The 14358-nt window shown below is 44.5% G+C and carries 7 protein-coding genes and 1 pseudogene; 1 reads left to right on the plus strand and 7 read right to left on the minus strand.

Features of this window, described 5'->3' with window-relative positions; genetic code table 11:
* From AABK37_RS35955 to AABK37_RS35970, 4 genes and pseudogenes are all read right to left on the minus strand, one after another.
* Nucleotides 1-183, minus strand: a pseudogene (locus tag AABK37_RS35955) (hypothetical protein); the annotation flags it as partial.
* A gap of 94 nt (nt 184-277) precedes the next feature.
* Nucleotides 278-3991 carry a response regulator gene (locus tag AABK37_RS35960; RefSeq protein ID WP_432556238.1) on the minus strand — a complete coding sequence of 1238 codons (3714 nt, stop codon included), beginning with the start codon at nt 3989-3991 and terminating at the stop codon, nt 278-280.
* Nucleotides 3991-4194 carry a hypothetical protein gene (locus tag AABK37_RS35965; RefSeq protein WP_432556239.1) on the minus strand — a complete coding sequence of 68 codons (204 nt, stop codon included), beginning with the start codon at nt 4192-4194 and terminating at the stop codon, nt 3991-3993. The genes AABK37_RS35960 and AABK37_RS35965 overlap by 1 nt, the downstream gene beginning before the upstream one ends.
* Entirely contained in the window at nt 4179-10049 is a 5871-nt protein-coding gene (locus tag AABK37_RS35970) for a HAMP domain-containing protein (protein ID WP_432556240.1), read from the minus strand. Before AABK37_RS35970 ends, AABK37_RS35965 begins: the two co-directional genes overlap by 16 nt.
* Before the next feature lie 486 nt (nt 10050-10535).
* Here AABK37_RS35970 and AABK37_RS35975 point away from each other — a divergent pair, with 486 nt between their 5' ends.
* Nucleotides 10536-10862: a hypothetical protein gene (locus AABK37_RS35975; RefSeq protein WP_432556241.1), complete on the plus strand. Its 327-nt coding sequence runs from the start codon at nt 10536-10538 to the stop codon at nt 10860-10862.
* On the opposite strand, the gene AABK37_RS35980 is transcribed toward AABK37_RS35975, so the two are convergent.
* Genes AABK37_RS35980 through AABK37_RS35990 form a run of 3 tightly spaced genes read right to left on the minus strand, consistent with a single transcriptional unit; the run spans nt 10828 to nt 14103 of the window.
* Nucleotides 10828-11268: a response regulator gene (locus tag AABK37_RS35980; protein ID WP_432556242.1), complete on the minus strand. Its 441-nt coding sequence runs from the start codon at nt 11266-11268 to the stop codon at nt 10828-10830. The genes AABK37_RS35975 and AABK37_RS35980 overlap by 35 nt on opposite strands.
* A 53-nt stretch (nt 11269-11321) precedes the next feature.
* Complete coding sequence (locus AABK37_RS35985; protein ID WP_432556243.1) at nt 11322-11480, minus strand: histidine kinase; 159 nt, start codon at nt 11478-11480, stop codon at nt 11322-11324.
* A 10-nt stretch (nt 11481-11490) separates the two neighbouring features.
* Nucleotides 11491-14103 carry a PAS domain-containing sensor histidine kinase gene (locus AABK37_RS35990; protein ID WP_432556244.1) on the minus strand — a complete coding sequence of 871 codons (2613 nt, stop codon included), beginning with the start codon at nt 14101-14103 and terminating at the stop codon, nt 11491-11493.
* Between the last annotated feature and the right edge of the window lie 255 nt (nt 14104-14358).

Raw genomic sequence — 14358 nt, forward strand, 5'->3', positions numbered from 1 at the left:
TTTTTGGGGGACATGGGGAAATTGGGCAATGGGCAATGGGCATGGGGGAGGCAGTGCGTTGGACGGGTCTCCCGGCTTGAAGCACCTGCCGTCATCGGGCATCGGGCATTGGGCATGGGGCATGGGGCATTGGGGAGGCAGTGCGTTGGACGGGTTTCCCGGCAGCCGTGCACCTGCCGTCATCGGGCATCGGGCATAGTCCTTTGTGAAATACGCGATCGCTTCTTTTTATTCCCATTGCCCATTGCCCATTGCCCATTGCCCATTGCCCAATTTTTTACCGATACAGCCAGACTCTTAATAGTGAGAGCAACTGTTCGGTATCAACGGGTTTAGGGATGTAGTCCGAGGCGCCGGCGTCAATGCATTTTTCGCGATCGCCTTTCATTGCTTTTGCTGTGAGGGCGATTATTGGTAGATTTTTAAATTCGTCAACAGCGCGAATGGCACGCATTGTTTCATAACCATCCATTCCTGGCATCATCACATCCATTAAGACAATATTAATATCAGGATTGTTTTGTAACATGGTAATGCCGTCTCTACCGTTTTCAGCATAAAGAATTTCCATTTGATAAGGTTCTAACAAACTAGTAAGGGCGAAAATGTTCCGGATGTCATCATCAACAATTAAAATTTTCTTGCCTGCTAGCACCGGATCGCTTTGGCGTAGCTGTTCTAATAATAACTGTTGGTCAATTGGTAAATTTGACTGAAGGCGATGTAAAAACAGCGATGTTTCGTCTAACAATCGTTCTGGGGAACGTGCATCTTTGACAATGATAGTGTCAGAAATACGGCGTAGTTCTGTTTCTTCTTGATATGTTAACTCCTTGCCAGTATAAATAATGATGGGTAAATAATTTAGATTTGCTTGTTGCTTAATTCGCTCGATTAAGTCAAAACCATTCATATCTGGCAATCCCAAATCCAATACTAAGCAATCAAAATGAGTAGTATTAAGTGCTGTTAAGGCTTCTGTGGCTGTACCAACGGCAGTAATGACCACATCGCCGTTACCAATTAATTCAACTATGCTGCGGCGTTGTAATTCATTGTCTTCTACGACGAGTAGGTTTTTCACTTTTCGTTCGACAAATGTCTTGATATCTCTCAAAGCGTGAAAAAGTGCTTCACTAGTAATGGGTTTTTGCAAAAAGGCGATCGCTCCTTGTTGCAGACTTCGTTTTTGCCCTTCTTCAACTGTCATAATGTGAATTGGGATGTGACGTGTATTAGGGTCATGCTTCAAACGGTCGAGTACAGTCCAACCATCCATCACGGGTAAACGGATATCTAACATTATCGCCGCAGGTTGAAATTCTTGTGCCATTGCCAAACCGACATCACCACGAGAAGCCACCAACGCTTTAAAGTTTTGTTCGCGTGCCAAATCGAGTAATATTCGGGCAAAGTTTAAGTCATCTTCAATAATTAAAAGAGTGCGATCGCCGCAAAGAATATTTTGGCGATCGTCTTCAATTGCCGACTCGGTGGGAGTGGGGGGAGTGGGGGAGGGGGGGAGTGGGGGAGATGGGGGAGATGGGGGAGATGAGGAGGTAGGGGAAGCAGGGGGAGCAAATTCTCCCTTGTCTGCCTTGTCTCCTTGTCTCCTTGTCTCCTTGTCTCCCACTCTCCCTAATCCCTCTTGTCCCCTCACCGATGCAGAGTATGTTTGGGGTAAATAAAGGGTGAAGGTGCTACCTAAATCAACTTGACTGACTAAGCGAATTTCGCCACCTAATAACTCGGCAATTTGTCGGCTAATAGATAAGCCCAAACCTGTACCGCCGTATTTGCGGCTAGTTGTGCCATCTGCTTGTTGAAAGGCTTCAAAAATCACTTGCTGTTTTTCTGGGGGAATGCCAATACCAGTATCGCTGACTGCAAAGGCTATTACAGATTCAGCACTATTTAGGCTTTGTTGGTCGCGACTCCAGCCTTCGGTTACAACTGACACCTGTAAACTTACCTGACCTTGTTCTGTAAATTTAAAAGCATTTGCCAACAAGTTATTTAGCAACTGTTGAAGACGTTTTGGATCTGTGTAGATAGCAGGGGGTAGTTGTTCATTAAAGTGAACGCGAAAATCTAGTTTTTTCTCTTCAGCAATCGAACGAAAAGTCCATTCTACATATCTTTGCAATTCGCTGAAAAAACTTTCTTTTACTTCTACTTCCATTGTTCCCGACTCGATTTTTGCTAAGTCGAGAATTTCATTAATTAGTGATAGCAAATCGTTGCCGGCAGAGTAAATAGTTTGGCTATATTCTACCTGCCTTTGTGTCAGATTTCCTTCATTGTTACTAGATAAGACTTGCGCTAATATCAATAAACTATTTAATGGAGTTCTTAATTCGTGGGACATGTTCGCCAAAAATTGCGACTTGTATTTAGAAGTCGTGGCTAATTGTGTGGCTTTTTCTTCTAAATTTAGGCGTGCTTGCTCTACTTCGCGATTTTTGTATTCTACTTCCTGCTTTTGTTGAGCTAGTAACTCGGTTTTTTCTTCTAATTCTTCGTTGAGTTGTTGTAACTCTTCGTAGCTTTGTTGTAAATCTTGCTGTTGCTGTCGCAATAATTTATCGGATTTTTGTAATGTTTCGGTTTGTTCCTCTAACTGTTGGTTAGTTTGTACGAGTTCTTCTTGCTGGCTTCTTAACTCTTCGGTAAGCGATCGCGACTGCTCAAGTAATTCTTCGCTGCGTTGATAAGCACTAATATTATCGAGGACGATACCAATACTTTCGCTGAGTTGGTCGAGAAAAGTCAGATGAATATCACTAAAGCGTTGAAATGAAGCTAGTTCAATTACAGCTAATACTCGCTCTTCATACATAGCAGGTAAAACAATAATATTCATCGGGGTTGCTTCCCCCAGCCCAGAATTGATTTTAATGTAGTCGGAAGGTACTTCTGTTAGCAAAATTCGCTCTTTTTCTAAAGCGCATTGTCCTACCAAACCTTCACCTAATTGAAAGCGGTTTGCTAAATGCTTGCGTTCTCGATAAGCGTAAGTCCCCAAAAGTATTAAACTTGGCTGCTCCTGGTGTGTTGTCATGAAGTAAAATACACCATGATGAGCCGAGACTAAAGGAGCGAGTTCTTTGAGTATGAGTTGAGAAACAGTTTTTAAGTTTCGTTGTCCTTGCAAAATTCGGCTGAATTTTGCTAAGTTAGTTTTTAACCAATCTTGCTCTGCTGTTTGCTGATTTTTTGAGCGCAAGTTGGCAATCATTTTGTTAAATGTCTGTGCCAACATGCCTATTTCGTCGCGACGATTATCAGTAGCTACACTTGTGTCTAAATCTCCAGCAGCTATTTTCTCTGCAACCTGAGAGACTTTCTCAAGCGGTCGAGAAATGTTGCGATTGAGAAAAAAGGCGATAAATGTGAGAATAACTAAGTCAAGCGGGATACCAAAGGCAATACTGTAAGTCATTTGCTTCGTCGCCGCATCCGCCGCCGCTGAACGCAGTTTCAATAACCTTAATTCCTCATTAGACATGTCCGAAACCACAGCGCGGATATCATCCATGATGATCTTGCCTTTGTTATTGCCAATTATTTGAGAAAGACCTGCCGATCCTCTAGTCCGCCGAATCTCAATAACCTCTTTCAGTCTGGCGACTCTCTTCTGTGTGAGAGATTCTACAGTGTCTAGCCGTTGCTGTTGACTAGGGTTATCTACGGTTAACCTCCGTAGTTGATTAATTTTTGTCTCAAGTACTGGAATCGCTGCATTATACGGTTGCAAGTAATCTTCCGACCCAGTAATCAAATAACCGCGCTGTCCGGTTTCCGCATCCTTAAGCGTAGAAAAAAAATTTTCCAGGTTTGCCAGTACTTCGTAGGTGTGAGTTTGCCAGCGGGTAGTCTCTATGGTTTGTGTTGCACTTCTATAAATAAGTAGACCAATGACTGTAAAAGATACCAGACTTACAGCAAAACTTGCTCCAATTTTTGTACCAATCTTGAACTTCTTTAACATTATCTGGTATCTGAATGGGGACATGGGGCAATGGGCATGGGGCATGGGGGAGGCAGTGCGGTCTTGGGGTCTCCACTCATTGGAGCACCTGCCGTCATGGGGCAATGGGGACTAGGGACGCTTGGACTAGAAAAAGAATTATTACCGATGCCCATTGCCCATTGCCCATTGCCCGTTGCCCAATTTCTTACCGATACAACCATACTCTCAGTAGTGAGAGCAGTTGCTCGGTATCAACGGGTTTGGTGATGTAGTCCGAGGCGCCGGCTTCAATGCATTTTTCGCGATCGCCTTTCATGGCTTTTGCAGTTAAGGCGATCACTGGTATATTTTGAAATTCATCAATATCGCGAATAACTTGCATTGTTTCGTAACCGTCCATTCCTGGCATCATCACGTCCATCAATACAATGTTAATGTCGGGGTTATTTTCCAGCATAGTGATGCCGTCTCTGCCATTTTCGGCGTAAAGAATTTCCATTTGGTAACGTTCCAGCAAACTGGTCAGGGCAAAGATATTCCGCACGTCATCATCGACTATGAGGACTTTTTTACCTGCCAGCACCGGATCTTGATGCCGTACTTGTTCTAACATCATTTGTTGAGCAACGGGCAGATTCGCTTGCACGCGATGCAAAAATAAAGCGGTTTCGTCTAAAAGGCGTTCGGGCGATCGCACGTCTTTGACGATGATAGTATTAGAAATTCGTTGCAGTTCAGTTTCTTCGTGGGGTGTCAAATCTTTGCCGGTGTAGATAACGATCGGCAAATGATTTAAGTTTGGTTCTTCTTTAATCTGCTCGATCAACTCAATTCCGCTCATATCAGGCAATCCCAAATCCAGCACTACGCAGTCAAAGTGACCGGATTTTAGTGCTGCGAGTGCTGCTGCACCTGTACCTACACCTGTGCTAGCCACATCACTATTGCCAATCAGTTCGGCGATGCTATTGCGTTGGATGTCGTCATCTTCGATAATTAGCAAGTTTTTAACCGGACGTTCGACAAATTGCTTAATATCGCTTAAGGCTTTGAAGAGTGCTTGACTGCTAACGGGTTTTTGCAAAAAGGCGATCGCTCCTTGTTGTAAACTGCGAGATTGTCCTTCATCAGATGTCATGATGTGGACGGGAATATGTCGAGTACCTGGATCGTGTTTCAAGCGATCGAGTATTGTCCAGCCATCCATCACCGGCAGGTGAATATCCAGCATAATCGCCGCTGGTTGTAGCTCTCGCGCCATTGCCAAACCCACATCGCCACGGGATGCGATTACTCCTTTAAAGCCCTGCTCCCGCGCCATATCCAGCAGAATCCGAGCGAAATTTAGGTCATCTTCAATAATCAAAAGAGTGCGATCGCCACTTTGAATATTTTGCCGATCGTCTGCGAGTGCTTGTTCGCTGAATGTGGGGAGTGGGGAGGAGGGGGGGAGGGGGGGATGGGGGGATGGGGGAGATGAGGGAGAAATTCCCCCAAGTCGTCTTTGTGTCTCCGTGTCTCCTTGTCTCCTTGTCCCCCCCTCTCCCACTCCCCCACTCTCCCTGTCCCCTTGTCTTTTTGTCACCTCTACTGACGGATAATAAGTTTGTGGTAAATAAAGGATAAAGGTGCTACCATTACCGAGTTCGCTGACTAAGCGAATTTCGCCACCGAGTAAGCGAGCGATTTCTCGGCTGATTGACAAGCCCAAACCTGTGCCGCCATACTTGCGATTAGTTTTGCCGTCTGCTTGCTGAAAGGCTTCAAAAATGACTTGCTGTTTGTCGGATGCGATACCGATACCTGTGTCGGAAACTGCAAAGGCGATCGCTCGTCCAGCGCGGTTGAGAAGTTCGGCATCGGCGCTCCAACCGTGGCTGGCTACTGATATACTTAAACTTACATGACCTTGTTCAGTAAATTTGAAAGCATTTGACAGCAGGTTTTTCAGAACTTGTTGCAGTCGCTTGGTGTCGGTGTAAATAGCGCGGGGTAGGCGATCGTCAAAGTGAAGGCGAAATTCTAAGTTTTTATCTTGGGCAATTGAGCGAAAAGTGCTTTCTACATGATTTTGCAAGTCGGTAAATAAAGTTTCCTCGATTTCCACCGACATTGTACCTGATTCGATTTTTGCTAAATCAAGAATGTCGTTAATTAATCCCAGCAAGTCGTTACCAGCAGAGTAAATCGTGTAGCTGTATTCGACTTGCTTTTTAGTCAAGTTGCCTTCGGTATTGTCTGCCAGCAGTCGGGCAAGAATAAGTAAACTGTTTAAAGGTGTCCGCAATTCGTGGGACATATTCGCCAAAAACTGCGACTTATATTTAGATGTCATTGACAGTTGTTCGGCTTTTTCTTCTATCGCTTGACGCGCTTGTTCGATTTCGCGATTTTTCCGTTCTACTTCTCGGTTTTGCATCGCCAAAAGTTCGGCTTTTTCTTCTAACTCTTCGTTAGTTTGCTGCAATTGTTCTTGCTGACGTTTTAGCAAGTCTTCCGAAGCTTTCAGAGATTGTGCTTGTTGTTCGAGTCGTTTGTTGGTATCGGTAAGTTCTTTTTGCTGACTTTGCAGTTCTTCGGTGAGAGATTGCGACTGTTTGAGTAATTCTTCGGTCCGCATACTCGCAGCGATGGTGTTCAGCACGATCGCGATACTTTCTGTAAGTTGGTCTAAGAAAGTCAGGTGAATTTGACTAAAGCGGTGCATTGATGCAAGTTCGATGACTGCGGTAACTTGTCCTTCAAACAATACAGGCAAGACAACCACATTCATCGGCGAAGCTTCGCCTAAACCAGAACCAATTCTAATATATTCTTGCGGCACATGAGTCAGCAAAATTCGCTCTTTTTCTAAAGCGCATTGTCCTACCAAACCTTCGCCTAAGTGAAAACGATTTGATAAGTTTTTTCGTTCGCGGTAAGCGTAGCTGCTGAGGAGTTTCAAGAAGGATGGGTGATTATCGCTAACTTCCATCATGAAGAAGACACCGTGTTGAGCCGACACCAAGGGCGCCAATTCTGACAAAATCAATTTGGTGACTGTTTCTAAATCGCGTTGTCCTTGCAAGATGCGGGTAAATCTAGCCAAGTTGGTTTTCAGCCAATCTTGTTCGGTGTTTTTCTGGGTTGTTTCCCGCAAGTTGGCGATCATTTGGTTGATATTGTCTTTGAGAATCGCTACTTCTCCTTGCGCTTCCACGGAAATAGATCGTGTTAAATCTCCTTTAGTTACGGCGATCGCTACTTCGGCAATTGCCCGGACTTGAGTTGTCAAATTCGCTGCTAGTTCGTTTACGTTGTCTGTTAAATCGCGCCACAATCCTGATGCACCCGGAACTTTCGCTTGTCCGCCCAGTTTACCTTCAATTCCCACTTCTCGCGCTACTGTCGTTACTTGATCGGCGAAGGTTGCCAAGGTATCAATCATTTCATTAATCGTATCAGCTAACGTTTCGATTTCTCCTTGGGCATCTAACATCAGTTTCCGCTTTAAGTCACCGTTTGCTACTGCGGTGACGACTTTGGCGATACCTCGTACCTGCGCTGTCAAGTTGCCTGCCATCGAGTTAACATTATCGGTCAAATCTTTCCAAATGCCCGCCACACCTGTAACTTGGGCTTGACCGCCTAATTTTCCTTCGGTGCCGACTTCTCGCGCCACCCTAGTTACTTCTGATGCAAAAGAACTCAGTTGATCTACCATCGTGTTGATGGTGTTTTTCAACTCTAAAATTTCCCCTTTGACATCAACGGTGATTTTCTTGGATAAATTACCATTAGCGATCGCACCCGCAACTTCGGCTATGTTTCGCACTTGCCCTGTGAGGTTGCCTGCCATTAAGTTGACATTATCGGTCAAATCTTTCCAAATTCCGGCAACACCCCGCACATATGCTTGTACACCCAACTTACCCTCAGTTCCCACTTCCCTAACAACCCGCGTCACTTCCGAGGCAAAGGAGTTCAGCTGATCCACCATTGTATTGATGGTGTTTTTCAGCTCTAAAATTTCCCCTTTCACATCGACGGTGATTTTCTTCGACAAGTCACCATTTGCGACTGCGGTTGTCACTTCCGCAATATTTCGCACTTGTGCAGTCAAACTACCAGCCATGAAGTTTACACTGTCAGTTAAGTCTTTCCACGTACCCGCTACGCCCCGCACTTCGGCTTGTACGCCTAACTTACCTTCGGAACCAACTTCCCGCGCTACCCGCGTTACTTCACTAGAAAAGGAGTTGAGTTGATCTACCATCGTGTTGACGGTGTTTTTCAACTCTAAAATTTCCCCTTTGACATCGACGGTGATTTTCTTCGACAAGTCACCATTTGCTACAGCGGTTGTCACTTCCGCGATGTTTCGCACTTGGGAAGTTAAACTACCCGCCATGAAGTTTACACTATCAGTTAAATCTTTCCACGTACCCGCTACACCACGCACATCAGCTTGTCCGCCGAGTTTTCCTTCGGAACCGACTTCCCGCGCTACCCGCGTTACTTCCGACGCGAACGAGTTAAGTTGATCCACCATAATATTGATGGTGTTTTTTAACTCTAAAATTTCCCCTTTGACATCGACGGTGATTTTTTTGGAAAGATCCCCTTTAGCGATCGCTGTGGCAACTTCTGCAATATTACGCACCTGTCCTGTCAAATTCCCTGCCATCAAGTTGACATTATCAGTCAAATCTTTCCAAGTTCCTGCCACACCTCTAACTTCAGCTTGTGCCCCTAATTTCCCTTCAGTTCCCACTTCCCGCGCTACCCGCGTTACTTCCGAGGCAAAGGAATTAAGCTGATCCACCATCGTGTTAATGGTGTTTTTCAACTCCAAAATTTCGCCTTTGACATCAACGGTAATTTTCTTCGATAAGTCACCGTTTGCCACCGCTGTTGTCACTTCTGCAATATTACGCACTTGACCGGTTAAACTTCCTGCCATAAAGTTAACCGATTCAGTTAAGTCTTTCCACGTACCCGCCACACCTCTAACTTCTGCTTGTCCGCCGAGTTTGCCTTCTGCACCCACCTCCCTTGCCACTCTGGTGACTTCACTAGCGAAGGAGTTTAACTGATCCACCATCGTGTTGACGGTGTTTTTCAAGTCTAAAATTTCCCCTTTGACGTTGACGGTGATTTTCTTGGATAAGTCACCATTTGCTACTGCCGTTGTTACTTCCGCAATATTGCGGACTTGTGCTGTCAAATTGCCTGCCATCGAGTTGACACTATCAGTCAGGTCTTTCCAAGTTCCCGCGACACCGCGTACATCAGCTTGTACGCCCAATTTACCTTCGGTTCCCACCTCCCTTGCTACCCGCGTTACTTCTGAAGCGAAGGAATTGAGTTGATCTACCATCGTGTTGATGGTGTTTTTCAAGTCTAAAATTTCGCCTTTGACGTTGACGGTGATTTTCTTCGATAAGTCACCGTTAGCGACTGCGGTTGTTACTTCGGCAATATTCCGCACTTGATCGGTCAAGTTGCCTGCCATCAAGTTTACACTATCAGTTAAGTCTTTCCACGTACCCGCTACTTCTGGAACTTGTGCTTGTACGCCTAATTTTCCTTCGGTTCCCACCTCCCTTGCTACCCGCGTTACTTCGGAGGCGAAGGAGTTGAGTTGATCTACCATTTTATTGACAATTTGGGCAGTTTGCAGAAACTCGCCTTGCAAAGGTCTACCTTGAGTTTCCGTGGCGATCGCTTGCGATAAATCTCCATTCGCTACTGCCCGAATTACCCGCGCTGTCTCCGCTGTCGGTTGCACCAAGTCTGTAACTAACGTGTTAACTGACTCAACCGCAGCTTTCCAAGAACCTTTAGCATTTCCCAGCGTTGCCCGCTCGTTAATTTTACCTTCTTTACCGACAACATTGCTGACACGTTCTAATTCAGCTGCCATCCGCTCATTCATATCGATGATATCATTGAGGGTGTCAGCGATTTTTCCTCCTATACCAGTATGATCTAGCGGCATCCGTGCAGAAAAATTTCCTTTTTTTACCTCTGCTAAAGTTCTTAAAAGTTGCTTGAGGTCAAGATTATCTGTATCGTTTGCTATTTGTGTTGTCATCGCTTTATTTTTAATAAATATTCCTTATTAGCTCGGACACTAACAAGCCTCTGAGTTAGATAGCAAGCAAATACCCTGATGCCATACTATTGGTTAATACCAAAAGTAATATATTGAGCATTATGCAATCTAGAAGCCAATATCCGCTTCTACCTAAGGTTGAGGCAAGTTGATAATTAATCTATCCTAAGATAGATGATTAAATATACATCTTACGCAGATATTTGAATTTTAGTTCGGGTGTTATGGTTTTTCGATAATTTTAGGACTTACGCTTTAAACCGGCGTAGTTCCTTCATTTTCGTAGGGATAATTCATGAATTATCCCTACTTACTCCCAACTGTGAATTTGCTTTTTCGTTTCAGAGAGTGAAACCTAATTTTAACAGCAAGTCACAAAGCCGTTTTTCGCCTACTGTAATAATATAAATCATAAATCCCCTGCCCCCCTTCCCCCTTCCCCCCTGCCCCCTTTGGAGGAATAACTTGGAAGACCAACCCCAGGACGAAAATTTGAAAGGTCTGAAAGCTCATTTAAACAATTTAGTGGAAGCTGTAGTCAAAGCTGTAGTGATGGCAAACCAGACACAAGAACTTGATGATGTGCTGATGATTCGAGACGAGTTGCATCGTCTGCCGGACTACTTAATGTGTGAAGTGATTAACGACGTTATCTTAAATTTAGTGAAGATAGATGCTGATTTGTGTCGCTGGTTTATTATAGATATTTTTCTGCGCGATGCCCAAGCGGAAGGCAAAGCTGATGTTGCCGAGAGAATTAACTTGCTAATCGCTGATTTGCAAAGGCGTTAGCTGAAGAATCTTTCATTGCTAAAATGGTACTTACCTGGTTGAGCAATTCATCAAAGTCAATTGGCTTACAGATAAAACCTTCTACTGCAACATCGAATTGCTCAGATGTATCTAGTTGTTCGCAGCCTGTAATCAGAATAATTGGAATAAAAGGCAAATTACTGTTTTGCCGAATGCATTGAACCACTTCATAACCATGCATTCCTGGCATCATCACATCCAACAGCAGCAAAGCCGGGGGTTCTGCTTCAATCATAGAAAGAGCATCCTGCCCATTATCAGCAACTTCTACTTGATATCCTTCTGCCTGCAAAACTGTCTCAATCAAGAATAAGTTATCAGGTGTATCATCAACAACCAAAATATGTTCAACTTGTGAATCAGATGGCAGATCCAAACTTTCCATATAATAAGCATTTAGTATTCCTTAGCTTTAGTGTGTTGGCTGCAAGTCTTTAATTACTTCCGCCCAAGGAGGGATTTATAGGGATGGGGCATTGGGCATTGGGGATTGGGCATTGGGAATTGGGCATAGGGCATGGGGCATAGGGCATAGGGCATGGAAAAATCTCCCATTGCCCATTGCCCATTGCCCATTGCCCATTGCCCATTGCCCATTGCCCAGTCCCTAGTCCCTAGTCCCTGGCAAAAGTGGTAAATTGACGGTAAAGGTTGCCCCTTGTCCTTCACCGGGACTTTCAGCAATGACTGTTCCGTTATGCATTTCGACGATATGACGGACGATCGCTAATCCAACACCTAATCCGCCAAATTTGCGGGTGATACTGCTATCAGCTTGACGAAAGCGATCGAACACATAAGGCAGAAATTCCTGACTAATTCCTATACCCGTGTCCCTGACTGTAATATGAGCATAGGGATGGGGGGGAGGGGGGGAGGGGGGAGAGGAGGGAGATGGGGGGATGGGGAGAGGGGGGGATGGGGAGAAAGAATTGTCCCCTTGTCTCCTTGTCTCCTTGTCTCCTTGTCCCCCTTGTCCCCCTTGTCCTCCTTGTCCTCCATGCCCAATGCCCCATTCCCCATTCCCCATTACTGAGAGTGTAATTTCTATGCGTCCTTTTTTTGGTGTGAACCTGATAGCATTCGAGAGGAGGTTATACACTACTTGCTGCAAGCGGTTGGAGTCACCGGAAACCCAGAATTTGGGATGAATTTGAGATGTCAGCTTGGTATCTGTTAAATGCAGATTATCTGCGGAAATCGGCGTTGCGGCTTGTGTTTCTGGTAATTTTAAAGTGGGTAGATATTCTGGCTGATGAGAATCATAATTTGTCTGGGTAAGGTTGCCATCATTTTGTAATGAGTCTGCACTTTCAATGACTGGCTCAAACTGATAATCTGTATTTTCATACATGTGATTGGGAGCGATGCCTATCGGCAAGCTACCCAACGCAAACTCTAAATTAATTGACTTTTCCTCAGCAGACGATCGCACGCTTCTGATTGCACCTTCAATCGCGTTTACCAGATTCATCGGGCAAACATTCAAACGCAGTTTACCTTGCAAAATCCGCGATATATCCAGTAAATCTTCTATTAGTTGTTTTTGCAAGCGAGCATTGCGCTCGATTGTTTCCAACCCTAAATTTTTGGTTTTTTCATCTAAATTGCGGGTTAGAAATATCTGTGTCCAGCCTAAAATTGAGGTGAGTGGGGTACGCAGTTCGTGGGAAAGAACGGCTAAAAATTGGTCTTTGGCACGATTTGCACTGTCTAATTCTGCTGCTTGTTGCCGAAGTTGATTTTCTAATAATTTGCGGTCGCTTATATCGACAACAAAGTAAATCTCTCCTTCAGTACCATCATCTAATCTGGCTCCACCAATTAGCACCGGAATTCGCGAACCATCTTTACGTATATATTCTTTTTCGTAGGGAGTACAAGTACCCTGTTGACGAATTTCCGCTCTAGCTTGCTCTTCTAAATATTGATATTCTGGTGGTGTTATTTCTGACAACTTCAGGCGACCTGCTTGTAAATCTTCTTGGGTGTAACCAATAATATTAAGATATGCCTGATTCGCTAATGTAATTTCGCGATCGCCCGTGCAGAATTTCATCCCAATCATGTTAGACTCAAATATGCGTCTAAAATTGGCTTCAGTACGCTTGCGATCCGTAATATCTAGTATTACCCCATTCCAGAAAACAGTTTTATCTGGTTGTTGTTGCGAACGAGCTGTTCCTTGCAACCATTTTATTTTGCCGGAAGGTGTAATAATTCGCCACTCATGCCGCCATTGTTCTCCGGTGGCAGCATAATCAATCAAAGATTGTCTCAAGTCTTTCAAATCGTCAGGATGAATTAGTTGCCATGCTAAGTGAGGATTTTGCCTAATTCTTTCCGAGTCAATTTCATAAAGCTCGCTGCAACCCGAACTAATATAAAGAAACTTACCTATGCCTTGAGGATCTTGACGATATTGACAAATTACTCCCGGTACATTCTCTGCTAAACTGGCAAATCGCATTTCTGCTACAATCAAAGCTTCTTCGGTTTGCTTGCGATCGCTAATATCAGTCAGCATGATTAATGAGCCGATAAACTCATTTTGCTGATTTAAGATAGGATTGATTGAGGCGATCGCCCACAAATCTGATTTATCTTGACGTAAAAAGCGAAAATCAAATTGCTGTTTAATTCCTGGTTGACGCTGTTCGATGTGTATTCTTGCTTCCGCATGAAGCGACTCATCGATAAAATCAAAGATGGAACGCTGCAACATTTCCTCACGAGTGTAGCCAAACATCTGCGCTAAACTCTGATTTACATATTCAGTTTGCGCTTCTGCGTCAAGAATGCAAATTCCCTCACTCGTAGTATCTAGAATAGAGCGACAACGTTGTTCGCTGCTAGCGAGCGATCGCATACTCGCCTGAACTTCTGTCTTATACTTATGTACCGCCCCGCATAATACACTCATGAGTGTCCCTTGCAAGGAAAATAAGCTCAACCGTGTAATATTCGACAAATCAAGGTCAAGTGACTCGGTAGCAAAAACAAAGAAGTAACCGCTAACAACTACACACAAACAAGTCGCTAGCAATCCCGGCATTATACCACCATACCAAGCGCTGACCATCACTGCCCCAAAAAATAGTACAAGATAGCTGTGGGTCATCGCCAGCCAAGGATCTAACATCAGTATCATCACTAATGCCAAGACTACAGCTAGAATAGCAATCCCATAAAATTTTATTTGGGAGCGAGTAAAGTACATTGTGCGACACTACGAGCAAATATAATAAATTTTGTTAAATTACGTTTACCTTACAACGGGTTAAGCTTTTTACGCATTTATCTATGGTTCAGGTTTTATCCTCCTTCTATAGGTAGAAGTCGGGAATGTTCTTGAGTGGAGGAGTGGGGAGTGGGGAGTGGGGGAGTGGGGGAGTGGGGGAGTGGGGGAGTGGGGGAGTGGGGAGTGGGGGACAAGGGGAGCCAGTGCGTTGCGCGGGTTTCCCGCGTTGAAGCA

The sequence above is a fragment of the Tolypothrix sp. VBCCA 56010 genome (assembly GCF_050875635.1).
Classification (GTDB): domain Bacteria; phylum Cyanobacteriota; class Cyanobacteriia; order Cyanobacteriales; family Nostocaceae; genus Hassallia.